Here is a 23,644-nt window from a genome sequence, read left to right as displayed (position 1 = left end):
GACGATTTGTTATTCATACAATAGTTTATTGTCATTGACCAGTCATCGGTCTAGCACGGTGATCGTATGGCTTCTCACTCGGACGTTCACGCCCTGCCCGGATTCGTCGCGATAGATGCGCTCTCCGTGTTACGCGGCGGACGCCGCGGAGCGAGCGTCCAGATAACGGACGGGTATCTCGAGGGACAGCGGCGGGTGCTAGCGGCCGTCGACCTCCCGATAGCGACCGACGAACGGAAAGCCATCTGTCGGGAGTCCCGGCGGATATGGGAGGACATCCACATCGATATCGACACGCTCACCGAGGAGAACCTCTGGGAGGCCTCGGTCAGGTTCAGACGGCTGCTCCGACGGCTCCCTGAGGTCAGATACCTCCAGCGGCACTATCCGGAGACGTGTGTCGTCGTCCCGGAGTGGTTACGAACGTCGAGCGAGGTGCGGTACGGGGCGCGAGTGTACTTCTTTGCCGACGACGCGCCCGACCCGGAGTCGATACTGGAAGAGAACATCCGGGCGGTGCTCGATGAGTCGCGGGGGCCCTTCGAGCGGTACCAGGGATCGCTTCACGGGTACCCGGAGTGCTGTATCGACTTCTACGAGGGGACGACGCGATCGCCCGAGACGGACCCCGAATCGCTGTCGATCGCACCGCTCGAGGAGCCCGTCCGCGACGATCGGCTCGAACGCGGATCGCCCCTCTCGTGGTCCTTCGACGAGATTCTCCGGGGGTTTTTCAACGATCCACAGAGCTACGCCTTCTTCGCTCACGAGTTCTATCCGGAGCCGGGGGGTGAGACGGCCCGACGGCGCGGCGTCGAGATATACGAGACGCTCGCCGACGCGCTCCCCGAATCGCTGGTTCGAGACTACTTCCGATTCAACTTCGGCTGGTCCTATCTCATGGCGAAGGCGGTCCGACACCGGGCCGAGAAGACGCCAGAACCGGGGCGGTTCGGACGGGAACACGCGCTGTTGTACCTCCCGTTACGGATCGTTCTGGAGCTGTATTGAGCGGCACTCCCCGAGGCGGCGTCGGTCCGGCCGGGAGTCAACCTCCGAACGCCCCCAAACTCGACTGGAGATCCCGTTCAGGCACCCCCTCAGTCAGCTCGTAGCCGACCAGTTCGCGGGCGTCGACCGCGTACGTCGACCCGCTGCGGTCGAGCACCAGCACCCGGCCCTTCCAGCCGCGCACCGTCCCGGCCGCCATCGTCTCCGCGACCGGACGCTCGGCCAGGTCGAGCCCGTACTCGAAGTCGAACCGCTCGATCGGGTCGAAGCGATCGACCAGGGCGTCCCACGCCTCCCCGTCGACGGTGCGCCCGAACCCGTCGAGTTTCGTCGGCACCCGGACCCGGTCGACGAGGTCCGGCCCGCTCGCGAGTTCGGCCTCCACCTCGCGGGCAACCCGGCCGTCCGGGAACGTCCGGACGTGGGCCGCGCGGTCGGCCCCCTGCTCGCGGAGCCGCGTCCCGAGCCGCCACAGCCGGGTAACGCCCACCTTGAACGTGTCCGGCGCGAACGCTACGAGGTACATCGCGTGCTCCTCGTGGCAGTCCATCTCGTCTTTGAGACACGTGCCCGTACAGCGGGCGCACACCCAGACGTCAGAGTGGGCGTCGCAGTACGGCGCAGTGGGGGACTCACAGGCGACGTGGCTCCCCTCGTGGACCGTCCCGGCACACCGGCGGTCGCCGAGCCCGAAGGCGAGCTCGGTGCCCGGGTCGACTGCGACGTACTCGACCTCGCCACCGTCGGCGACGTAGAGCCCGCCGGCGACCGCGTCGCTCCCGGAGCCGTCCCCCTCGTCGATCCCGCCCGACTCGTACCCGACGACCTGCACGGTCGAGGTAGGCGCGTCGACGACTAATAACGTTCGCACGACCGGCGCGAACCCCGCTCGCTCACGCCGGTCCGCCCCCGTGGACCGCGCGCTCGACGGCCGCCGCCAGCCGCTCGCGCGTCCGGTGGCTCGACTCGGCGTCGGTCCGCACCTCGATCAGGTGGGAGCCGTCGGCGTCGCGGGCGCGTCCGTACGCCTCCGCGAGCGCGCCGGTTGCGTCCGCAGTCGCCGATCCGCCCGTGGCCGCCGATCCGTCCGTGGTCTCCGAATCGGGCCGGGCGTCGATCCGGGCGTACTCGAGGCCGTGGAGGTCGGCGACCGGCTCAAAGGCAAGCCCGTGGGGCGTCTTGAACTCCGCGGTGAAGGGCGGGTCGAACGACTCGATCGGGAGCGCGTGGAAGATCCCGCCGCCGTCGTTGTTGACGAGGACGACCGTGACGTCGACGTCGCAACGGTCGGCCGCGAGTAGGCCGTTGGTGTCGTGATACAGCGCGAGGTCGCCGACGACGAGCGTGAGGTCGTCGGTGGTCGCGGAGCCCGCGCCGAGCGCGCTCGAGACGATCCCGTCGATGCCGGAGACGCCACGGTTGCCGAGCGCGGTGAGGTTCGTCGTCGACGGCGGGACGAACCGGTCGAGGTCGCGGACCGGCATCGAGTTGGAGACGAAGAGCGTCGACGGGTCCGGGACAGCCTCGGCGACGACGCGGAGCACGTCGCCCTCGTGGAACCCGGGGGACCCCTTACCGTCCCCCCCGATCCCCCGGTCACGGCGGTGGTACTCGCGGGCGACCCGGTCGGCCGACTCCCACTGGTCGCGCCACGCGGGGTCGCCCCCACTGCCGGAGACGAGCCGAGAGAGCCGGGCGCACAGGCGGTTCGGCTCGGCGACGACGAGGTCGGTCGCGGCGAACTCGGCCTCGCGCCACCGGCCCGCCGGATCGACGGCGTACTGGTCCGCCCCCGTCCCGGCGAGGTACTTCCGGAGGCGCTTCGAGGTGGGCGACGCGCCGAGTCGGAGGACGACCTCGGGGTCGGTCCAGCCGTCGGCGGCGGGGGACCCGCCCCCCGCGACGGTCGCCGAGAGATACGCGTCGTACGCGCCGATCACGGGCGCGACCCGGGTGTGGCCGCCGAACCGGAGCCCCGAGAGGGGGTCCGCGAGGACCGGGTACCCCGTGGCGTGCGACAGCGCCGTCATCGCCTCGGGGTCGAGCCCCGGCGGGTCCGCGGGGCCGGCGACGATCAGTCCGCGGTCGGCTGAGAGCGCCTCCGAGAGTTCGCGGAGCGCGGTCTCCCCCGGCTCCGGCGACCCGGGCGTCACGTCGACGTAGGGGCCGTCGCGTCCGGTGGCCGCGGTCGGGTCGAGGTCGTCCGGGACGTCCCCCTCGACCGGCGTCGGTTCGAGCGGCTTCGCGAACGGGACGTTGAGGTGGACGGGTCCGGCGTCCGCGCCCTCCGCGGTCGCCACCGCGCGCGCGACGGTGGTCCGAACCGACCGCAACGCGCGGTCGGCCGGGGCCGGCTCCGGCAAGTCCTTGTAGAGCCGGACCGCGTCGCCGTACAGCTTCTCCTGGTCGGCGGTCTGGTTGGCCCCGGAGTCGCGGAGTTCGGGCGGGCGGTCCGCCGTGAGCGCGAGCAGCGGCACCCGGGCGTTGTCCGCCTCCATCACCGCCGGGTGGTAGTTGGCGGCGGCGGTGCCGGAGGTACAGATCAGCGGCGTCACGCGGCCGGTCCGGCGGGCGCGGCCCAGCGCGAAGTAGGCGGCCGACCGTTCGTCGAGCTGTGAGAACAGGTGGAGGTCCGCGTGGCGTGCTGCGGCCACGGTCAGGGGCGTCGAGCGACTGCCGGGCGAGACGACGACGGCGTCCACGCCCACAGCGACGAGCTCGTCGACGATCGCCCGCGCCCACAGCGTGTTCCGGTTCGGTGCGGTCATCGACGGCCGTACGCCGGGGCGGGATAAGTAACCCGGCAGGTCGCGGTCGCGCCGGCGGTGGCTGGGAAGGATCGGGACCACCCCGGGATCGACCGCGTTCTACAACGCTTATACACGCCGACGGACTTCGATCGGACATGAGCGACGACGACGCCGTCGAGGTCGGATCGCCAGGTGAGCCCGACGCGACCGCCGAGGACGCCGGATCCGGGGGCGACGCGGCCGCCGAGGACGCGACCGAGGTGGACGGGGACGCCGGGGGCGGGGACGCCGGGGGCGGGGACGCCGTCGAGCCCACCCTCGCCGACCGCGTCGCCGAACACGACGAGGCGCTCGCGGAAGAGGTGGCCGACCTCGAGTCGGAACTCGACGAGCGCCGTGAGGAGGTCGACGAGCTGACGGGCAAGCTCGCGCGCGTTCGCGCCGACTTCAGCAACTACAAACAGCGGGCCAAACGCAAGCGCGAGGAGATCCGCGAGCGGGCCTCCGAGGCACTCGTCGAACGGATCGTGCCGGTCCGAAACGACCTCAAGCGGGCACTCGACCAGGAGGACGGCAGCGACATCCGCCCGGGCGTGGAGTCGACACTCGGGAAGTTCGACGAGGTGCTCGCCGACGAGGGCGTCGAGCCGATCGAGCCGGAACCGGGCGAGGCGGTCGACCCCGCGCGCCACCAGGTCATGCTCAGGGTCGACAGCGACCAGCCCGACGGGACCGTCCACGAGGTGTACGAGCCCGGCTACGAGATGGGCGACCGCGTCATCATCGAGGCGCAGGTGACGGTCAGCGACGACGACGAGTGACCGGCAGCGACGACGAGTGACCGGCAGCGACGACGAGTGACGGTCGGGAGAGTCACTCCCTCGAGGAACGCTCGTACCGCTCCGCGAGCCCGTCGAGCGCGCCGTTCGACGCGACGCCGTGCGGGACCGTAAGCGGCGAGACCGACACCTCGCCGTCGACGACGGCACGGCGGTCGGTGCCGACCGAATCCGGCACGTCCGCCTCGGTCATCCGACCCCAGATCGGGTCGGCGAAGGTTATCGTGCCGTTTCCGTCGTGATCCGCGGTCATGCCGTACCAGTCCGACGGGCGCGTCACCCGCATGGGGGCGGGCTCCTCGTCGGCGATGGGCGCGTTCACGTTCAGGTAGTCGGCCGACTCGAAGACGCCGGCGTCGAACGCGTTGTCGACCAGGTACCGGGTGGCGCGGGCGGCGTGGTCGAAGTGGGCGGGCTCGAGGTCGGTCTTCCACCAGTCGTCGCCGCCGGGGACGTACATCGACGTCGCCACGGCGGGGACGCCGAAGAGCGCGGCCTCCACGGCCGCGGAGACCGTCCCCGACCGGCCGAGGACGTACGACCCCAGGTTCGCCCCCTCGTTACAGCCGGCGACGACCAGGTCGACGTCGGGAACGAGCTCGTCTACCCCCGCGACGACGCAGTCCACCGGGGTACCGTCGACCGCGTAGCCGAGCTCGTGGTCCGAGACCGTCACGCCGTCCGAGAGCGCCCGGCCGACCGAGGAGCGGTCGCCGGTCGGGGCAACCGTCACGACGTCGTACTCGTCTGCGAGCGCGTCGTGGACGGCTCTCAAACCGACAGCGTCGATGCCGTCGTCGTTCGTCAACAGGATCCGGGCTGCGCTCACACCTCTCTCTTGCCGGGTTCGAACAAAAGTCCACCGTCGCACGGGACGTCCCGGGCGAGGCCGGCGTCGCGGCTGTACCGAACCGGTTCCACCGCTCCGAGGGAGGCCCGACCCGGCGACGAACGGAAAAACACAGGTATCGTGGGTGTGAGTGCTCGGTATGGGATTCGGCGACACGGCGAAGAAGATCCAGACGCTCGCCGACAAGGCGGAGCGCACGTACCAGAAGATCAACGAGCTCCGGACGGAGGTCGAGGAGACCCAGACGACGGTGCTCGACACCTCCGAACGGGTCCAGGCGCTCGAAAACGAGATGGCCGAACAGCGCGCGGTCCTCGACGCCGTCGCGGAGGAGGTCGGCGTCGACCTCGACGCCGTGAGCACCGAGGCGCACATCGTCGAGGCGGAAACCGAGGAGGGGCCCGACGCGAACGGGGGCGACGGCACCGACGCACTCGACGATACCGACGAGAACTGACCGGGCGCTAGCTACTCGTCGGCAGTGTTTCCGTCGGCCGCTTCCACGTCAGCAGTGTTTCCGTCGGCCGCTTCCACGTCGCCGGCTCGGGAGACGACCTCCGCGGGAACGCCCGCCACCGTCGTCCGTGGCGGCACGTCCTCGGCCACGAGCGAGTTGGCGGCGACGCGTGCGCCCTCGCCGACCGTCACGCCCGGGAGGACGACCGCGCCCGCGCCGATCATCGCGCGGTCCTCGATCACCACGTCGCCGAGGCGATACTCGTCCTGGAGGAACTCGTGGCACAACAGCGTGGCGTCGTAGCCGACGATGGCGTCGTCCCCCACGGTGATCCGCTCGGGCCAGAACACGTCCGGCGTCGACTCGAGGCCCCAGGAGACGCCCGAGCCGACCGTCACGCCGATCCACGAGAGCAGTCGGTTCTTGAGCCGGAGGCTCGGTGCGATACGCGCGAGAACGATCACGACGTAGTTGCGAACGACGACGAGCGGCGACTTCGCGTCGGGCCAGGACCACAGCGAGTTCCGAACGCCGGGGGTCCGATGGCGTTCGAGCCCGTCGGCGCGCGTCCCGTCGTTCCCGTCCGTACTCGTCCGATAGGCGTCGACGCCCGATCGGCCGCTCGCGCCGTCCGTGCTCTCGTCGCTCGCGCCGTCCGTGCTCTCGTCGCTCACGTCCGGCCGTTCGCAGGGCACGAGTAAAAGGCTCGCTACCGCGTTCGTCGCGGTCCGCCGTCACTCGTCCGAGGGGACCGGACTGACGAAGACGTCGCCGCTCGCGTGAACGCTGACGTGCCGATCGGCAAAGACGAACGAGACGGACGTCCCCTCGTGGACCGTTCCCGAGTCGTTCGATCGAAACACCTCGTTCAACGCGTCGGTGTCGATGGACTCGGACAGGGAGTCGAGCGTCGTCGGCTCGCGATCGACGGCGACCGCGACGACCTCGATGACGGCCTCTACCGGGGTCGTCTCCGACCAGTCGTACCGGGAGTGGACGACGCCGGCGGTTCCGGATCCGTCGTCGTTGCCCGTTCGGTTCGGCTCGTCAATCATGTCGCGTACCGTCGGAAGTGTGTGATGCGTTCAAAGTGTCTGGTGGGTTCATCTCGTCGGTTCGGTGTCGCTCGGCACGGGACCGGGTCATCGCTCCAGTTGCCACGCGAAGATCGCTTTCAGGACGACGACGAGGCTGTTCGTCTCGCCCGACCCCCAGATCGCCGTCTCCGATGGCAGATCGGTCGGGTCCGCGTCCTCGTCGTCGACGAGGACGCTCACGAGCGCGCGCGTCTCGTCGACCATCATCAGTCGGCCCGCGGGCGTGTCCGACCAGAGCCAGATCGAGTCGAACGTCTCCGCCTCGGGAACCTCCTCGCGGATCCGGTCTCGCACGTCGGATGAGACGCCGCCCAGCCGGATCCGCACGCCGCGGTCCACAGCGGAACGGAGCGCGTCGATGACGTCCTCGTCGAGCAGTTCCTCGACGGTCATGTAGACTATCTCGTCGTCCGCGTCGCCGATGATCTCGGTCACGCGGTCGGTAACTGCCTCCCTCTCGTCCACGGTCCAGACGCCGCGCTGTTCCTCGGTTCGACGTGTCGGTTCGATATCGTCCAGTGCGGTCGTCAGGACCGACACCCGGTGAGACATCTCCCGTTCGAACTTCCGGGAGGCGGTCTCCGCCGATATCGCCCAGAACTCCTTGGGAGAGGAGTGCCGGACGTCGACCAACCCCCTCCCGTGGAGTTCGTCGATCGCGTCGTAGACCCGCGTCCGGGGGACGTCCGAGACCTCGCTCACGTCCTTTGCCGTGCCCGCCTCGAGACTCACGAGCGCGACGAACGTCCGGGCAGCGTACGCACTGAGGCCGAACTGCTCGAGTTGCTCGACGGCTGCGGATCGAGGGGTATCGAAGGATCCCGTGTTCATGGTATCGTGACGCCGTACTGCGGAAACCCGGCCACGAAGTGTGACCAGGCCCGGCACGCATCGGGTTGTGGTTGGGACACAAGTACCGAGGCGCGTACCGGGAGTGCGAGTACGACGTTGATAGCTATAATAGTTTTGTGATTAACCGGGTGAAAAGTCGGATCGGAGCGATCGATGACGGCTCGCGAACGTTTTTGTAGTTGTGACCTGAATCGTAACAGTACGTCTCTACAGGATAGAACACGGCGGGAGACCGTGTCACGTGGGACGTCTCCGGTAAGTCGGTCCCGGAGTCAGTGACAACGCCTATTTGGCCGGCGGTACGATAGGCGAAACGATCCGGAGTCTCCGGGTTGCGAGTTGGGACACATGAGCACTGATGATACAGCAAACGAAGCGATCGAAGTCCTTCAGCACCTCGGCTTGAAGGAGTACGAGGCGAAGTGTTTCGTCGGACTGTCACGCGTCGAGTCGGGGACGGCGAAACAGCTGAGCGAGATCACGGACGTCCCCCGGACGCGTATCTACGACGCGATCCGGGTGTTGGAAGCCCAGGGGCTCGTCGAGATCCAGCACTCGAGCCCCCAGCGGTTTCGGGCCGTCGCGATCGAGGAGGCCACCGAAACGCTTCGCGACCAGTACGAGGACCGCGTTGCGCGCCTCCATCGGGCCCTCGATCGAACCGAACCGGTCGAATCGAAGGAGGCGGACCAGGTCCAGGAGGTCTGGTCGATGTCCGGAACGGCCGCGATCGCGAACCGGGCGATTCAGCTGATCGACGACGCGACGGAGGAGGTCGTGTTGGTCCTGGGCGACGACTCACTGCTGACGGACGAGTTGATCGAGAGCCTGAACGCCCTCGATCCCGGGGTCGACCTGCTCGTTGGTGCCGTTAGCGAGTCGCTCGAGTCACGTATCAACGGGGTCATCCCGAACGCGACGACGTTCGTGTCCGGACTGGAGTGGTTGCGCAACGCGGGAGACGTGTCCGACAACCTGGCCATCGGTCGGCTCCTCCTCGTCGACCGGTCCTCGATCCTCGTCAGTACGATCGTCCCCGACACTCGCGAGGAGCAGGCTATCTTCGGCGGCGGGTTCCGCAATGGTCTCGTCGTGATCTCCCGGCGTCTGCTCGCACAGGGTTTGCTCCCGAGACACGATCCCCACCCGGAGTGACGCTTCTCGCCGTATCGACCCCCGTCACACCCAGTCGGCGGGCAGCCGGTCGCCGTTTTCGTCGAGCAGTTCGAGGAGGGGTCTGATCTCCTCGAAGTGAGGACCCTTGCTCACCGAGCGACTGTCCGGGTCGACGTCGATGAACCCGTGTTCCTCGAGTTTCGGGAGGTGGCGGTGACGCATCGACAGCAGTGGGTCCCCCTCGGCGGAGTCGGACGCGAGCCGATCGAACTCGACCGCGCCGTCGTCCGCCGAACTCGTGTCGAGAAGCGCGAGGAGCAGTCGGCGGCGAGCGACGTGGCCGAGCGCATCGAGGTGAGAATCGAACGCCGGAGAAGAGAGCTGTTCGTTCATGCGCGGAGAGACGACGCCACGATGCCTGAACCCCTCACGTTTTCATCAATCGAGTTATTTTGATTATGCGAGTGAATACGTGTGAGCGCACGGGTCCCACGGAAGAGCGCACGCGCCCCCACGGAAGGGCGCACGTGCTCCACGGAACCGCCCTGAGGGGAACGTCGGCTCTTCGACCACCGACGAACGGTTCGTGATCACGGCCCTTCAACCGCGGACGTAGCGATCGGCCTTTTATCACTCGGTCGCTTCGGGGGCGCATGAACGACGCCGAAACGGGTTCGTCCGTAGAGACGGTGCTCGACCGCGTTCGGACGCACGAGTTCCACCCCGTCGACGAGACGAGCTTCACGATCGACAGAACGCTCGAGGAGCACGGTATCGCGGACCTCGACGACGACGATTGGCGAGTCCGACTGCTCGCCGTCCGCGACCTCGTTCGGCTCGGTGACGCCGAAACGGCCGAGATCGCCGTCGGACTCGAGGACGACGACGTACAGGTACGCTACGCGTGTGCGACGGCGCTGGGAGTGCTGCGAGCCCGGAACGAGATCGAGTCGCTCGAACGGGTGGTTCGCGAGGATCCGGACCCGCTGGCACGGTCACAGGCCATCGTCGCGTTGGGACAGCTCGGTGCCACCCGGTCGATGGACCTGCTGCGCGATCGGCACGCGAACGACGACTCGAAGGACGTCCGCCATCAGGCCGAACTCTCGATCGACCGCATCGAGAAGGGTGAAGTCGCCGAACCCGAACTGGAGGCCGCGTATCGAGACCTCGACGAGGACACGTTCGAACGGCTGGCGGTCGGCGAGCCCGCGCCGTCGTTCGCGTTGCCGGACACCGACGGAGGGACGTGGGACCTCGAGGACTCGGTCGGGGACGGCGAGTGGACGGCCCTGATCTGGGTGTTCGCCGACTGGTGTCCCGTCTGTCACCGCGAGTTCGACGAACTGCTCGAACTCCGCGAGGAGTTGCGGGAGACGGACGTCAACGTGGCGACGATAGAGTGTCACGGTAGCTACCGCGGCCGAGTGATGGTCGGTCGGGAGCTCGAACCGGAGTACTGGTTCGCCGAGGAGTCGTTCGTCGAGTCGTACGCGGAGGAGATCTGGTGGCCGCACCTGCTCGACCGTGCGGGTGCGATCGGCGCGAAATACGGCGTCGATCCGATGGCCTACGCCGTCCACGCCGAGTACATCAACCGTCCCGCGACCGTCATCGTCGACCCGACTGGTACCGTTCGCTTCGCGTATTACGGGACGTTCTGGGGCGACCGGCCATCCATCGAGGAGACCCTGGAGATGATCCGGTCGGAGGAGTTCGAGTTCGAGCATCCGGAACGGCGGCACGTCGCGTCCGAGTGACGACCGGTGGTTCGTGGACCGAGCGGTCGAACGCTTCGCCACGGATCGCCGGGCCGAGCGGGTACGGTGGGTGTCGGACGATCGCCGTGAGACGAATCGACCGGATCGACCGGATCGACCGGATCGACCGGATCGACTGGATCGACCGGATCGACTGGATCGACCGGATCGACTGGATCGACGACGGTGTCCTTGCCCCGAGCGCAGTCGGGACGACGACGACGCGTCTCCCGCCGACGAACTGTTCAAACAGCTAATATTTTACCGACGGATGTATAAGTTTAAGATGCCGGATCCCGACTCTAACGTAAGATCCGCATGGGGCAGACATCAGGGGACACGGAACGGCAATCGGAGCGATCAAGCGGTTACACGACGGTATTCGAAAGCGCGGAGGACGCCTCCGTCTGTGTCGCGATAGTCGAGGCCGTCTCGGCGGTGATCGGCACGGAACCGACACGGCTCGATCCGCTGTACGACGTCGTCGACACCGACGCGCTCGAACGGCTCATCGAGACCGGTGGAACGAACGTCGAGGTCACGTTCTCTTTCGAGGGGTGTCGGGTCGCCGTCTTCGGGGACGGCGGCGTCGTCGTCACCGGTCCGATCTAGGGGTCACGACGTCGTCGGAGGGGCAGTCCGTCCGACACGGAGGGCAGGGACGGCACGGAGGGCAGGGACGACACGGTCGAGTAGCTCACTTGTTCCCCTCGCTCGCGAGGTGGTGGTTCATCACCGTGCGGATGCCATCGACGACGGCCTCCCCGTCGACGCTACGGATCTCGACTGCGCGCTTCCGAACGGTTCGGTTCCGGATATCCCACTCCCGAATGAACTCGGATTCGATCCCGTTCGATTCGATCCGGTCGACCAGCTGGTCGACGGTCCGGTCGTCGGCGTCCTCCAGTTCGTCCGGCGAGATCACGCCACGGCGAAGCGCGCAGACGACGACGCCCGAACTGACGTCCCCCTCCGCGAGCTCCCGTTCCCACGTCGTGATCCAGTTGCCGATCCGGGCCATCTGTTGGATCTCACACAGCAGGCTCCGGAGCACGCCGAACTCCTCGCGGTCGAACGACGGGGAGTACATGAGATCCAGACACGCGTAGGGGAACACCGTCATGTTGTAGGCGTCGTACCGTTCGGCCTCGGTTCGGTTCGCCATCGACACGTTGTGGTTTAAGAGTCGGGAGTACTCCATCGCGTTACAGGTCTGACGGAAGTCGTACTCGAAGACGTCCACGAACTCGTCGTACCGTGGGCCGTCCTCGATCGACGTCTCGATCTCGTTCCAGAGGTCGGCGAGGAAGTCGATCACGTCGTGATCGACGTCGGATCGTGTCGTGCCGGCATCGGCGTCCGTGGTCTCGCGGTCCCCGTCGGACCGCACCGTACCCTCCGCACCCGCCCTCGCGCGAAACGGGAGACGCCGTCCGACCTCGAAGGTCGCCCGTTCGTCGCTCACCTCCGCGAGGTCGTCGAGCACGGTGACGTATATCGTCAGGAGGGTCTTGGACTCGTAGAGCCCGTCCCTCGCGTCGTCGTCGACCGACGAGAGCGTGAACTCGTCGAAGAGGTTATGGATCCACTTCCAGAGAAACACGTCCCGTTCGCCGAGAACCCGATCGTATCGGCTCGCGTAGGTCCGTACCGTCGGTGGAAGGTCGATCTCGTCGATGCTGCGCCTGTATCCGTCCCGACTCCACGTCCCGTTCGACACGCGTGCCGCGACGTTTCCCTGACCCTCGTGTACCATACTAGTTAACACATCCATAACTGACTTAATTGTTTTGTTCTGTGTATAAGACACTAATTAAAGTAAGAATACGTGACTTTCACAAAGATTCTAGTAAGATAACATGAACGTAATAGATAGTATAAAACTCCGTATCAAGGCTTAATACAGGTATTTTCGTATAACCATACTATATCTATGATGTATCACTCCCGAGCGACCCTCTTCTGTCAATTCGACATATAATATTTTGAATATACGAAGGTATTTATCAGTACTACGGTGTGTTATACGATGTGTCTAACGACGCATCTGCGGAGGGAGACTCTGCGGGCGGTTTCGAACCCGCGGGGAATGCGTTCCGTCGGATCGCCGAACTCTTCGATGAGTCGTCCACCGGACTCCTCGTCGTAGACGACACCTCGACCGTGACCGCCTGGAACCGGACCGCCGTCGATCTGCTCGAACTCGACGAGGAACCGGGTAGACACGAGGTGAGCCGGCTCGCGGGTTCGGTGGGTGTCGACATCGATACAGCCGTCGAGAAGTCGTTTCGAACGGACGAACTCGTGGCGTTCGAGACGGCCCTCGACCGGAAGGAAGCGTTCGAGATCCGTGTCGTCCCGGTCGGGGACGTCGTCCTGCTGACGCTGCGGGACGTCGGCGAGCGCGTCGAGATGCGGCGCGAACTCCGACGGTCGAGCCGTATCCTCGAAACGCTCGACGACGGCGTATACACACTCGACGAGGCGTTCGTCATCACGACGGTGAACGACGCGGTCACGACGATAACCGGCTACGACCGCGAGGAGCTCGTCGGGTCACACGCGTCCATGCTCGCGGGGTCCGAAACGATCGAAATGGCGGACGAGATCATCGGCCAACTGCGTGCGGACGGCGCGGACGTCGGCGTGATCGAGTCCGCGATCCGGACGGCGGACGGCGACCAACTCCCGATCGAGACGCAGTTCTCGACGGTGGCGTTCGCGAACGGCCGAAAAGAGCGCGTCGGCGTGATACGGGACCTGACCGACCGGCGCCGGAGCGACCGGGCCCTCCGCGAGCTGAACCGGTCGGCCCGCCGATTCCTCCGAGCGGACACGGAACGGGCCGTCCACGAGACGATCCTCGACGTCACCACGACGGTGTGGCCGGACGCGACCGTCGTTTCCTACTCGTTCGACGCGGTGGAATCCGTCCTCGACCCGGTCGTCGCGTCCGGGGAACTCCCGGGACCCCGCGGGCCCGGAAGCACCGTGTGGGAGGAGTTCCTGACCGGGGAGGACGGCGTGACGGTCCCCGCGGACGGGCCTTCGCCCACACGGCCGGACGTCCACGACGAAACCCACCCGAGCGGGCGCGTCGTCGAACGGTCCGAGGGGACGGGGGGGTCGACGGTCCGAACGTTGTACGCGACGCTCGACGAGTACGGACTCCTCTACGCCGAGATCCCGGAGGGGAAGGACGCGAAAAACGTCGAGGAGTCGGTGGAGCTGGTGGCGGCCAACGCGGTCGCGGCGCTCGGACGCGTCGCCCGCGAGACGGAGCTGTCTCAGCAGAGCGAGGCCCTGACCGAACGGAACCGGACCCTCGAACAGCTCCACGAACTCAACGACCTGATCCGTCGCGTGAACGCAGCCCTCGTCGACGCCCGCACCCTCCAGGAGGTGGGCGACGCCGTCTGTGCGCTGTTGGTCGACGCGGACCCGGTCCGGTTCGCCTGGTTCGGCGAGACGTATCTCACCGGCGGCGGTCTCGACCTCGTCTCCGACGCGGGCGACGGCGGGACGTACCTCGACACGCTCGCGTTCGGGAGCACCGCCCCCCCGACCGATCGGTCCGCGTTCAGAAACGACCCCACCCGTCGCGCGCTCGATACCGGCGAGACCGTCGTCGTGACCGACGTCTCGAAGCGGCTCCGCGAGGCCGGGTGGCGGGAGCACGCGCTCGTGTGCGGATTCCGGTCGATCATCGCGGTCCCGCTGTCGTACGAGGACCTCGACTACGGGGTGCTCACGCTGTACGCCGACCGGGTGGGGACCTTCGACGGGGAGTTCGGCGAGCTGCTCGTGGAGCTCGGGAACACGATCGCCGACGCGATCGACAGCATCGAAACGCGGCGCTCGCTTCGAAGCGAGTCGTTCGTCGAACTCGAGATACGCGTCGACGCTCCGGACGCCCTCCTCGTCCGTATCGCCGACGCGGTCGGGGAACCGATCCGGATCGACGGGACGGTGCCGCAGGGGGGCGACCGATCGTTGGTGTACGCCAGCGCCGACGTCGACCTCGAGCCGGCGGCCTCGACGGTCCATGCCGTCGAATCGGCTCGTCGGATCGACGACGGGGCGACGCGTCGGACGGAGCTCTCGGTCACCGGTCCGACCGTGGCCGATCGGTTGGCGGCCCACGGGGCGAACGTCGACTCCCTCGTGGCGACGTCGACCGGTATCGACGCCACGGTAACGCTCCCGCGATCCGAAAGCGTCAGGTCGTTCGTGGAGGCGCTCGACGACCGGTACGGCGCGGTCGAACTGCTCTCGCGTCGGGACACGGAGACGACCGGCGGGCGGTCGTTCGGACCGACGACCGCCGCTGATCGGCTCACCGACAGACAGTTCGAGGCGGTACGGACCGCCTACCTGGCCGGGTACTTCGAGTGGCCCCGGACGAGCACGGGCGAGGAGGTCGCCGAGGCGATGGGGATCACACAGCCGACGTTCAACAGACACCTCCGAACGAGCGAGCGAAAGCTCTTCTCGGACGTGTTCGGTGGGATCGACTCGACGGAGTAACGTCGAACCGGATCTCCCGGTGATCGACGTGAGCCGGTCGGGGTGACGCTACGTGTGTAGTACCGGATCGAACGACATGCTATCCTCGTTGAAGAAGTCGGGATATCCCTGTACCCGTTCGGTACGGACAGACGATGGACCCGAACACAGTCGACGACATCTGCTGGCGGATCGTCACGACCATAGCCGACGAACGGGACGTCGACCCGAGCGCGATCGACGACCGGCTACAGGACATCGTAGACGTCGAGTCCCTGTCACGACTCGTCGATCGGGCGTGGGGATCCGACGACGTCGACCTGTCCGTCTCCTTCCGGATGGCCGGGTGTTTCGTGACGATCACCGGCGACGAGACCGTTCGGGCGACGGTTCCGGAGTGACGCCGTCCCGCGCTCACGAGACGAGCCGGTCGGTCGTCGACTCGACGGGGAGTTCCGCGAGGATCCGTTCGGTGGCGTCACCGTCGCCGAACGGGTTCCGCCAGTCCCCGGGACGATCGATCGCCTCCGCGACGCGTCGAACGATCCGGTCCGGATCACACGAACTGAGTCTGTTCGCGCCGACGTCGACCGTCTCCGCTCGGGCGGTCTCCTCACGCGTCGTTACACAGGGGACGCCGAGGACACACGCCCGCTTCTGGACGTCGTCAGCATCCGTGAGGATCGCCTCCGCGGCGGCCTCAAGCCGGAGGACGTCAAGGTAGTCTGGAGGGTCGATCCGTCGGATCCGGTCCGGGAGTTCGATCCCGAACGCGTCGAGCCGGTCCCGAGCCCGCGGACGGACCGGATACACCACGTCACGCCCGTGCTTCGTGGCGGCCCGTCCGACGCCCGAGAGGAGTCGCTCGAACCGGGTGCGGTCGTCGACGGTCCCATCACGGTCCGTCGTTAGCAGGAAGAACCCTCGGGACTCGAGTCCGAGGTCCTCGAGTATCGTACTTTTCCTGCGTGCGATGTCACGGTGGCGGCGGGTAGCGTCGACGACCGGGCTCCCAGTGACCGTGATCCGAAGCGGTGAAACGCCCTTGCGAACGAGGTAGTTCTCGTCCCCCTCGGTCGGCGCGAAGAGGAGGTCGGAGACGTGGTGTGCGACGGTTCGGTTCATCCATTCGGGCGTCGTTCGGTCGTGGTTCCCGGGTCCTGCATCGACGTGCCCCGACCTCGTGTCCAGCTTGCCGGCGGCGATCGCCCCCGCGAGGGCGCTGTTCGTATGACCGTAGACCAACACGACCTCGGGTGATATCTCCCGAAGGGTCCGATCGAGACCGATCAGCATCTCGCCCGTCTGCCGCCCCTCCGACGCCGAGCCGACCCCGAGCGTGTACTCCGGTTGCGGAAGGTCGAGCCGGTCGAAGAACGCAGTATCGTGTGTCTCCGGGTGTCGTTGGCCCGTGTGGATCACGGCGTACTCCATGTCCCGACGACGACAGGCCTCGATCACCGGTGCGAGTCCGATCGCCTCGAGTCGGGTCCCGAGGACGAAGGCGACGTCGCTCATCGACGGTCGGGGTCCGTTGGATCGATCGTCCCGCCGTCCCGGATCGGTTCGGGTATGGATCCGGGGAGCGTCCGACCCCGTTGGCCGGCGTCCGCGTGGTCAGTGGTCGGCTGTTCGACGTCCCGCACCAACCCCTCGTTCTCGGAGACGTCGAACCACGCACCGAGCGTCAACAGCAGGCCACCGAGTACCCCGACCGTGACCGAGGTCATTCCCCCCAAGAACCCGTCGACGGCGGGCGTGGACACGGCGTACACCCCGCCGGCCACCCCGGTGATCAGGGCGAGAGCGCCCAGAACGTAACAGACGATGAGCGGATGAAACCGCCGGACGAAATACGAGCGCACGAGTCGCTCGAGGAAGTTCCGTGCGAGCAACATCGACAGCGTCGGGACGAACCTCGAGTACCGGATACCGCTCGTCTCGTCCGCGTACTTCGCCGGGTGGGAAACGTCGGCGATCGGCTCCCGGTTGATGTTGAGCGCGAGCAATAGGTGGTTAAGGAACCCGTACTGGTCGTACAGACGGTCGAACCGGATCCGCCGTAACCCCTCGTTGGATATCGCGGTGAACCCGTTCTGGGGGTCGGAGAGGTCCCAGTACCCGCTCGAAACCCGCGTCAAGAACGTGAGGAGCCCGTTCCCGAACAGCCGCCACCGGGACATCTGTTCGTAGTCCCGTCCGGACCGTAGCCGGTTCCCCTTCGCGTACGTGGCGTCGCCGGCGATCACCGGTTCGATGATCCGCTCGAGGTGGTCCGGGTCCATCTGTCCGTCGCCGTCCATCACCGCGATCACGTCGATGTCGTCCGCGAGCGCGTGGGCGTAGCCGGTTTTCACCGCCGCTCCCGCACCCCTGTTGGTCCCGTGTTGGATCGGCACGACCTGGGGTGTCACCCCGCCGTCGGTTCCGACCTCGACCTCGACGACGGACCGATCCGCCCTCGGGCCGACCGGTTCGACGCCGTCGACGCCAGAACCGACGGGCGAAGCGTTGATTCGACGGGCGTGTTCGCGGATCTCTGCCCACGTGTCGTCGGTCGACGCGTCGTCGACGGCGTACACGCGGTCGACGTACGCCGGGATCGTCTCGATCACCTCCCCGACGTGGCCCGCCTCGTTGTACGCCGGAACCACGACGCCGACGGTGTGGCCGTCGTACATCGTTACCCGGCACCTCCGGTTCGGAGCGGGTCGATGGAGTGTCGACCCGCGGCAGGGTACCGAGCGGGACCGTAGCGCACGCGACGGCCGACGCCGCGGGCGCGCCGATCGATACGTACTCGCCACCACCCGCCTCGCCGGGAGAGGGGAGTCCGGTACCGGTCACGTCCAGTTCGTATTCCGTTCATGGTACGGTCCTTTGGTGTGATCTCGACCGCCCGGGAACGAACGCGACCGGACGGGGATCGTGTATGCGAGAGACGGACGAATCGGGCTTTGTTATAGAGAGCCTCACGCCCGTTTCCCCACACCTACCGTCGAGGTCCATGGCACCTGCCGTCGGAGTTCACGGCACCTGCCGTCGAGGTTCACAGGTTCACGTGGCCGTCTTCCCACTCTCGACGTCGTTTGAGGCTCTCTATCGCTTTCTCTGTGGAGCTGTAGTAGTTGGTCCGGCGGTCGCTCTTTCCTTTCTCCACGAAGTCCAGCTTCACCAGCGTGTCCAGGTTCGGGTACAACCGGCCGTGGGTGATCTCGCCCATGTCCTGCTGAAGCTCCTGTTTTATGTCCTGACCCGACGGGTTCGTTTTGCCGGCGATCACGTACAGCAGGTCACGCTGGAAACTGGTTAGCTCGAAGAGCAGGTCTGTCATTGATCCCGACAAGGGGCGATCAGAGTTTTGTTATAGAGAGCTAAATCGACCGTACGACAGGTCTTTCGGCCTCGCCGACCGAGACGGAGCACCGCGATCCGGACGGGAGGAACGTCCCCGTCCGTACCTCGAACACGTCCAACTGGGGCGACAAGGGAGTCAATATCGGCCGATATGGACGTGATAACAAATTGATTGAAGGATAACTGTTGGACCGATCGAGCGTGCTTGTGTGATGACGGGGCCGAACGGTCATCGAATGATGACAGTGAAGATATGAACGAGACGGAACAACTCACCAAAGACGAAGTATTCGAGGTGCTGAGTAGCTCGCGTCGTCGACAGATACTGTACCATCTGCACCGTCGGGGCGGGGAGGCCGACCTTCGCGACCTCGCACGCGACACCGCGCGGGCGGAGAACATCGATTCGATCACCGACGACGTGGTCAAGCGGCTCTACATCTCGCTGTATCAGACGCACGTGCCGAAACTCGAGAAGGCCGGCGTAGTACGGTACGACAGCGACGACAAGGTCGTCGTGCTGACCGACCGGGTCACGGACATCGCCCACGTCCTGAACAAGGAGATCGAACCGAACAGGCAGTGGTCGCTGTACTACGTGTTGCTCGCGATCGCGGGGATCGGGCTCGCGATAGCGCAGGTGAGCGGGGTCGCACCAGCCGTGACGACGCTCCCGTTCGTCGTCGTCCTGCTGGCCCTCGCGACGTTCCAATACTACGAGACGGAGGTACGAGACCACGGATACGGCTTCCTCGAACAGATCGTTTCGGAGTGAGCCCGCTCCCGTTGACCCCGCGTGACCGGGGTCACGTGAGCTGTTGGAGGAGCACGATGAACACGATCCCGACGACGCTGAGTAGCGTCCACCCCGCCGGCGGGATCGCCGCCAGCGGGCCGACCCCCAACGTCCCGAGCCCCACCGGAACCAGGATCCCCGTGGCGACGGCCGGGATCAGCCAGGACCGCTCACCGGCGTCGGTCTCGTCGTCGGTCCACTCCATGTACGGGACGAGCGACGAGACGGATTCCTGGAGCTCGACGGTACCACGGTTCTTGTCGTACTCGACGACGCCGAGCGTGTCCATCTTGGGCAGGTGACACTGGTAGAGCCCGATGTACACCCGTTTCCGCTGGTCGGAAGAGAGCTGTTGGACGGTGATGTCGTTCTCGTCCGCAGCGATGTGCTCCGCGAGCTCATCGAGCTTCGCGGACCCGCCGTGTTCGCGGAGGTACTCGATGATCTTCCGACGACGGCTGTTCTTCAGTAAATCGAAGATTTCGCCCTTCGTCAGGGCCGAGCCGTTCGACCGAGGTTGCTTCCCGATCTGTTCTAAGTTCGACACGTCCGTTTCCGATGATGTATTCGAATCGGCGACGGATGAGCTCCCGCCGAATGACCCCTTTCCTGCGCTCATGGTCTCACACACCAGCGGTATCCTATTAGATATAGTGAACGTAATCCCGTTTCGCTCTCGTTAATTATCGTTTGATATCAGGTCAGGTCTCCACTGGCAGTGGTCGAAAGGTCGTCGCAGTCCTGTGATTACGTCGGTAGGAATATCATACTGGGGGGGATCTCGCCGATTCCGGCCGACCGAACGGCGACTTTCGCGGTTACCCCGGTTCGTCGCTCGCTCGCTCCGCTGGATCGACCGGATAACACGTTATATAATCCCGTACATATCGAGTTATTGAATAATATTCGATCGCGTTATATCGCCGTGAACGACGTTATGCGACTGCTATCACTCGGACGGCGGTCGTGGCGTCCCTACGGCCCGGAAACCGACGATGCGTCCCGGAGGGCCAACGATGCGTCCCGGAGGGCCGAACAATACGTCCCGGAGGGACTCTCGTCGCGTCCGTCGGTTCGGAAGCGGAGCTCCGGAGACACGTCCGTGGAAGGGGTGTATGGCTGTGTGGGGACGCACGCTGAGTCGGGACGCATGGCTGTGTGGGGACGCACGCTGAGTCGGGACGCGTGGAGACGGCCGGGTGCGACGGTCGTCCTCCTCACTCCACGGTGACGCTCTTCGCGAGGTTCCGCGGCTTGTCGATAGGGCGAGCGAGCATGTCCGCAGCGAGGTACGACACCAGCTGGAGCTGGACGTTGGCGAGGATCCCGGCGACGTCCCGGTGTGTGTCCGGGATCGAAAGCACGTGGTCGGCGTACTCCGTCGCTGCCGTGTGGTCCCCGTCCGTGACCGCGATCACGGGCGCGTTGCGGGCGCGGACCTCCTTGACGTTGTGTACGGTCTTGGTGTCGTCCCGGCCCGTGAAGACGGCGAACACCGGCGTGTCTTTCGTGACGAGGGCCAGCGGACCGTGCTTGAGTTCGGCCGCGGAGAAGCCCTCCGCGTGGTCGTAGGTGATCTCCTTGAACTTCAAGGCCCCCTCGAGCGCGACGGCGTGACCGACGCCGCGTCCGAGGAAGAAGTACGACTCACAGTCGTGATACGCCGAGGCGACCGCCTGCGCTTCCGACTCGTCGAGGACCTGCTGGACGTCGTCCGGGAGGACCGTCAACGAGTCGAGGAGGTCGCCGGTCGATCGGGGCGTCGCCCCGTTCGTCGCGTGACTCAGGCGTTCACACAGGAGTATCAGGGTCGCGACCTGCGAGGAGAACGACTTCGTCGCGGCGACGCCGATCTCGGGACCGGCACGGATGTACACCGTGTTCTCACACTCCCGAGTGACCGTCGACCCGACGACGTTCGTCAGCGCGAGCGTGCGGGCTCCGGTCCCCTGGATGGCGCGAATGGCCGAGAGGGTATCCGCGGTCTCGCCGCTCTGTGAGACGGCGATCACGAGGGTTCGCTCGTCGACCGGTGGCGGGTTCGACCCGTACTCGCCGGAGAGGAACGCCTGCGCGACGATACCGCGGTCGGTGAGTAGCGACCGGGCGTACATCGCCGCGTGGTACGACGTCCCCATGGCGACGAGGTGAACCGACTCGATCCCCGAGAACGTCCCCTCCGGGAGCTCCTCCAGGTCCACGCGCTGTTCCAACGGGTCGGTCCGGCCGCGAACGGTCTGCCGGAGGGCCGTGGGCTGTTCGTAGATCTCCTTCAACATGTAGTGGTCGTACCCGCCCTTTCCGGCGTCGTCGGGGTCCCAATCGACGGTCTCGACCGACCGCTCGACGGCCGCGCCCTCGGCGTCCGTGATCGCGTACCCCTCGGAACGGATCGCCACGACGTCCCCGTCTTGGAGGTAGACGACCTCGTCGGTGTACTCGAGGAACGCCGGGACGTCGCTCGCGAGGTAGTAGCTCTCGGGGGACCGCCCGAGGACCAACGGGGAGCCACGCCGCGTTCCGAACACGGCGTCGGTTCCCTCGAACACCGCGGCGATCGCGTAGCTCCCCGAGAGGCGGTCGATCGCCATCCGGAACGCCTCCTCGGGTGGGTGGCCGGCGGAGCGGAACTCCTCGATGAGGTGGGGAACCACCTCGGTGTCCGTGTCGCTCGTGAACTCGTGTGTCGAGAGCTCCCGTTTGAGCTCGGCGTAGTTGTCGATGATCCCGTTGTGGACCACCGCGACCCGTTCGCGACAGTCGGTGTGGGGGTGTGCGTTCGCGTCCGTCGGGGGGCCGTGCGTCGACCAGCGGGTGTGACCGATCCCCGTCCGACCGCGGACCGACGACCCGTCCACCGACTCACAGAGGACGTCGATCTCGCCCTCACGCTTCACCACGTCGAGACTGTCGGCGTTCACCGTCGCGATGCCGGCGGAATCGTACCCGCGGTACTCGAGGTTCCGGAGCCCCGAAAGGAGTTCCTCGACCGCGTCGCCGTTGCCGACACGTGCGGTGATCCCGCACATCAGCCGACCACCTCCGCGCCCTCGTCGACGTCGCGGCCGAGCGTGACTCCGGCTCCGACACTGCTCCGGGGGCCGATCCGGCATCCCGGCTCGATCGTGACGTTCGCGCCGACGGTCGCCCGGTCCGCGACGACGCCACCGAGGCGCCGGTCGGCGTACGCCGTCCCGTCGAGCACGACCGTCGCCGACCGACCGGGGGAGACGGTGCCGTCGCCGATCGTCGCGCCACTGCCGACGATGCTGTCACGCAGGAGCGTGTTCACGCCGACCCTGGCGTCCGGACCGACGATCGAGTCCTCCAGCACCGCGTTTTCGTCGACGATGGTGCTCGACAGCAGACAGCTCCCGCCACGAACGACCGCGCCGGCGGAGACCTTACAGTCCGCGCCGATCCGGACGTTCTCGCCGATCACGGCCGAGTCGTGGACTCGTGCGGAGCCCGCGACCCGTTCGTCGACGTCGACGAGTTCCGGGTACGAGTAGAGCAGGGTCTCGTTCGTCGCGAGCAGGTCCCACGGGTACGACGAGTCGAACCAGACGCCGTTGGGCGTCTCGGCGAGGACCTTCCCGTCGAGTTCCGCTATCGCGCCGGTGAGGGGCCGTTCGCCGTCTCGGAACCGCGTTCGTTCCAGGGCGTCGAAGATCGTCCGGTCGAACGCGTACACGCCAGCGTTGATCCGCGAGGAGGCGCCGTCGCCACCCTCGTCGATCCGGTCGACGAGGCCGTCGCTGACGCCGACCGTCCCGTACTCCGAGGCGCTCGTCGTCGCGGCGACCGCGAGACAGGCGACGGCGTCCGACCGCGCGTATCGACGGGCGACCTCCCCGACCATCGTCCCGTCGATGACGTTGTCACCGTTCACCACGAGGAACTCGCCGTCGACGTGGTCCTCGGCGGTCTGGAGGGCGTGTCCGCTCCCGAGTCTGGTCTCCTGGGTGACGTACGTGAGGTCCATCCCGTCGTACCCGTCCCCGAAGTGGTTCTGGATCCGTCTCCGTCGGTGGCCGACCACGAGCACGACCTCCTCGACGCCGATCGACACGAGCGCGTCGAGGGGGTACTCGAGTATCGGGCGACCGGCGACACGGAGCATCGGCTTCGGTTGGTATCTGGTGAGCGGACGGACACGCTTTCCCTCGCCGGCAGCGAGGACGACGGCCTGATCGAACGGACGGGCGACGGTCCGATCCGAACTCATGATCGCGTGGGCGACGCCATCGATC

At 66.5% G+C, this 23,644-nt stretch carries 24 protein-coding genes; 10 read left to right on the top strand and 14 right to left on the bottom strand.

Annotated features, from left to right (window positions below; all coding sequences use genetic code 11):
- Positions 1-66 precede the first annotated feature (66 nt).
- On the top strand, positions 67-1,011 hold the full coding sequence (locus DQW50_RS07890; protein ID WP_112078744.1) for a hypothetical protein: 945 nt from the start codon (positions 67-69) through the stop codon (positions 1,009-1,011).
- A 37-nt stretch (positions 1,012-1,048) separates the two neighbouring features.
- On the opposite strand, the gene DQW50_RS07885 is transcribed toward DQW50_RS07890, so the two are convergent.
- Both DQW50_RS07885 and menD read right to left on the bottom strand, forming a co-directional pair.
- Positions 1,049-1,843 carry a DUF2797 domain-containing protein gene (locus DQW50_RS07885; RefSeq protein ID WP_198664637.1) on the bottom strand — a complete coding sequence of 265 codons (795 nt, stop codon included), beginning with the start codon at positions 1,841-1,843 and terminating at the stop codon, positions 1,049-1,051.
- Between the two features lie 61 nt (positions 1,844-1,904).
- Positions 1,905-3,779 (bottom strand): 2-succinyl-5-enolpyruvyl-6-hydroxy-3-cyclohexene-1-carboxylic-acid synthase, encoded by a 1,875-nt coding sequence (menD, locus tag DQW50_RS07880; RefSeq protein ID WP_112078743.1) that lies wholly within the window; start codon positions 3,777-3,779, stop codon positions 1,905-1,907.
- A gap of 137 nt (positions 3,780-3,916) precedes the next feature.
- Between menD and DQW50_RS07875 the strand changes: the two genes are divergently transcribed.
- Entirely contained in the window at positions 3,917-4,582 is a 666-nt protein-coding gene (locus DQW50_RS07875) for a nucleotide exchange factor GrpE (protein ID WP_112078742.1), read from the top strand.
- Between the two features lie 52 nt (positions 4,583-4,634).
- Here the strand turns inward: DQW50_RS07875 and surE are convergent, their stop codons facing one another.
- Complete coding sequence (gene surE, locus DQW50_RS07870; protein ID WP_112078741.1) at positions 4,635-5,429, bottom strand: 5'/3'-nucleotidase SurE; 795 nt, start codon at positions 5,427-5,429, stop codon at positions 4,635-4,637.
- Positions 5,430-5,589: 160 nt separating this feature from the next.
- On the opposite strand from surE, the gene DQW50_RS07865 reads away from it, so the two are divergent.
- Positions 5,590-5,907 carry a DUF5798 family protein gene (locus DQW50_RS07865; RefSeq protein ID WP_112078740.1) on the top strand — a complete coding sequence of 106 codons (318 nt, stop codon included), beginning with the start codon at positions 5,590-5,592 and terminating at the stop codon, positions 5,905-5,907.
- Positions 5,908-5,918: 11 nt separating this feature from the next.
- Here the strand turns inward: DQW50_RS07865 and DQW50_RS07860 are convergent, their stop codons facing one another.
- From DQW50_RS07860 to DQW50_RS07850, 3 genes are all read right to left on the bottom strand, one after another.
- Entirely contained in the window at positions 5,919-6,581 is a 663-nt protein-coding gene (locus DQW50_RS07860; protein ID WP_112078739.1) for a DapH/DapD/GlmU-related protein, read from the bottom strand.
- Positions 6,582-6,641: 60 nt separating this feature from the next.
- A complete protein-coding gene (locus DQW50_RS07855) occupies positions 6,642-6,962 on the bottom strand; it encodes a HalOD1 output domain-containing protein (RefSeq protein ID WP_112078738.1) in 321 nt (106 codons plus the stop codon).
- A gap of 87 nt (positions 6,963-7,049) precedes the next feature.
- Complete coding sequence (locus DQW50_RS07850; protein WP_112078737.1) at positions 7,050-7,835, bottom strand: TrmB family transcriptional regulator; 786 nt, start codon at positions 7,833-7,835, stop codon at positions 7,050-7,052.
- Positions 7,836-8,204: 369 nt separating this feature from the next.
- On the opposite strand from DQW50_RS07850, the gene DQW50_RS07845 reads away from it, so the two are divergent.
- On the top strand, positions 8,205-9,011 hold the full coding sequence (locus DQW50_RS07845; protein WP_112078736.1) for a TrmB family transcriptional regulator: 807 nt from the start codon (positions 8,205-8,207) through the stop codon (positions 9,009-9,011).
- A gap of 24 nt (positions 9,012-9,035) precedes the next feature.
- Here the strand turns inward: DQW50_RS07845 and DQW50_RS07840 are convergent, their stop codons facing one another.
- A complete protein-coding gene (locus DQW50_RS07840; RefSeq protein WP_112078735.1) occupies positions 9,036-9,365 on the bottom strand; it encodes an ArsR family transcriptional regulator in 330 nt (109 codons plus the stop codon).
- A gap of 260 nt (positions 9,366-9,625) precedes the next feature.
- On the opposite strand from DQW50_RS07840, the gene DQW50_RS07835 reads away from it, so the two are divergent.
- The 3 genes from DQW50_RS07835 to DQW50_RS07825 all read left to right on the top strand — a co-directional run bounded on the left by DQW50_RS07835 (position 9,626) and on the right by DQW50_RS07825 (position 11,344).
- The gene (locus DQW50_RS07835) at positions 9,626-10,732 is read left to right on the top strand and encodes a redoxin domain-containing protein (RefSeq protein WP_112078734.1); all 1,107 of its coding nucleotides are present in this window, start codon (positions 9,626-9,628) and stop codon (positions 10,730-10,732) included.
- An 86-nt stretch (positions 10,733-10,818) separates the two neighbouring features.
- The gene (locus tag DQW50_RS18140) at positions 10,819-10,989 is read left to right on the top strand and encodes a hypothetical protein (RefSeq protein WP_198664636.1); all 171 of its coding nucleotides are present in this window, start codon (positions 10,819-10,821) and stop codon (positions 10,987-10,989) included.
- A gap of 61 nt (positions 10,990-11,050) precedes the next feature.
- Positions 11,051-11,344 carry a HalOD1 output domain-containing protein gene (locus DQW50_RS07825; RefSeq protein ID WP_112078733.1) on the top strand — a complete coding sequence of 98 codons (294 nt, stop codon included), beginning with the start codon at positions 11,051-11,053 and terminating at the stop codon, positions 11,342-11,344.
- Between the two features lie 85 nt (positions 11,345-11,429).
- Here DQW50_RS07825 and DQW50_RS07820 read toward each other — a convergent pair whose 3' ends face one another.
- Positions 11,430-12,488, bottom strand: a complete 1,059-nt coding sequence (locus DQW50_RS07820) for a hypothetical protein (RefSeq protein WP_241964377.1) — start codon at positions 12,486-12,488, stop codon at positions 11,430-11,432.
- 275 nt (positions 12,489-12,763) lie between these two features.
- Between DQW50_RS07820 and DQW50_RS07815 the strand changes: the two genes are divergently transcribed.
- Positions 12,764-15,259 (top strand): bacterio-opsin activator domain-containing protein, encoded by a 2,496-nt coding sequence (locus tag DQW50_RS07815; RefSeq protein ID WP_127341319.1) that lies wholly within the window; start codon positions 12,764-12,766, stop codon positions 15,257-15,259.
- 134 nt (positions 15,260-15,393) lie between these two features.
- Positions 15,394-15,639 (top strand): HalOD1 output domain-containing protein, encoded by a 246-nt coding sequence (locus DQW50_RS07810; RefSeq protein WP_112078731.1) that lies wholly within the window; start codon positions 15,394-15,396, stop codon positions 15,637-15,639.
- A 13-nt stretch (positions 15,640-15,652) separates the two neighbouring features.
- On the opposite strand, the gene wecB is transcribed toward DQW50_RS07810, so the two are convergent.
- From wecB to DQW50_RS07795, 3 genes are all read right to left on the bottom strand, one after another.
- Positions 15,653-16,756, bottom strand: a complete 1,104-nt coding sequence (gene wecB / locus DQW50_RS07805; protein ID WP_112078730.1) for a non-hydrolyzing UDP-N-acetylglucosamine 2-epimerase — start codon at positions 16,754-16,756, stop codon at positions 15,653-15,655.
- Positions 16,753-17,919: a glycosyltransferase family 2 protein gene (locus tag DQW50_RS07800; RefSeq protein ID WP_112078729.1), complete on the bottom strand. Its 1,167-nt coding sequence runs from the start codon at positions 17,917-17,919 to the stop codon at positions 16,753-16,755. Before DQW50_RS07800 ends, wecB begins: the two co-directional genes overlap by 4 nt.
- A 368-nt stretch (positions 17,920-18,287) precedes the next feature.
- Positions 18,288-18,572 (bottom strand): PadR family transcriptional regulator, encoded by a 285-nt coding sequence (locus tag DQW50_RS07795; RefSeq protein WP_112078728.1) that lies wholly within the window; start codon positions 18,570-18,572, stop codon positions 18,288-18,290.
- A 276-nt stretch (positions 18,573-18,848) separates the two neighbouring features.
- On the opposite strand from DQW50_RS07795, the gene DQW50_RS07790 reads away from it, so the two are divergent.
- Positions 18,849-19,370 (top strand): hypothetical protein, encoded by a 522-nt coding sequence (locus DQW50_RS07790; RefSeq protein WP_112078727.1) that lies wholly within the window; start codon positions 18,849-18,851, stop codon positions 19,368-19,370.
- Positions 19,371-19,401: 31 nt separating this feature from the next.
- Here DQW50_RS07790 and DQW50_RS07785 read toward each other — a convergent pair whose 3' ends face one another.
- The 3 genes from DQW50_RS07785 to DQW50_RS07775 form a co-directional block, all read right to left on the bottom strand.
- Positions 19,402-20,010: a hypothetical protein gene (locus DQW50_RS07785; RefSeq protein ID WP_112078726.1), complete on the bottom strand. Its 609-nt coding sequence runs from the start codon at positions 20,008-20,010 to the stop codon at positions 19,402-19,404.
- Positions 20,011-20,608: 598 nt separating this feature from the next.
- Positions 20,609-22,420: a glutamine--fructose-6-phosphate transaminase (isomerizing) gene (gene glmS / locus DQW50_RS07780; protein WP_112078725.1), complete on the bottom strand. Its 1,812-nt coding sequence runs from the start codon at positions 22,418-22,420 to the stop codon at positions 20,609-20,611.
- On the bottom strand, positions 22,420-23,619 hold the full coding sequence (locus tag DQW50_RS07775; RefSeq protein WP_112078724.1) for a sugar phosphate nucleotidyltransferase: 1,200 nt from the start codon (positions 23,617-23,619) through the stop codon (positions 22,420-22,422). Before DQW50_RS07775 ends, glmS begins: the two co-directional genes overlap by 1 nt.
- Positions 23,620-23,644: the final 25 nt, after the last annotated feature.

The organism is Halorubrum sp. 48-1-W (assembly GCF_003287355.1).
Taxonomy (GTDB): domain Archaea; phylum Halobacteriota; class Halobacteria; order Halobacteriales; family Haloferacaceae; genus Halorubrum.
Note: the sequence above shows the minus strand (reverse complement) of the source record. Positions and strands in the feature narration are given on the sequence as shown.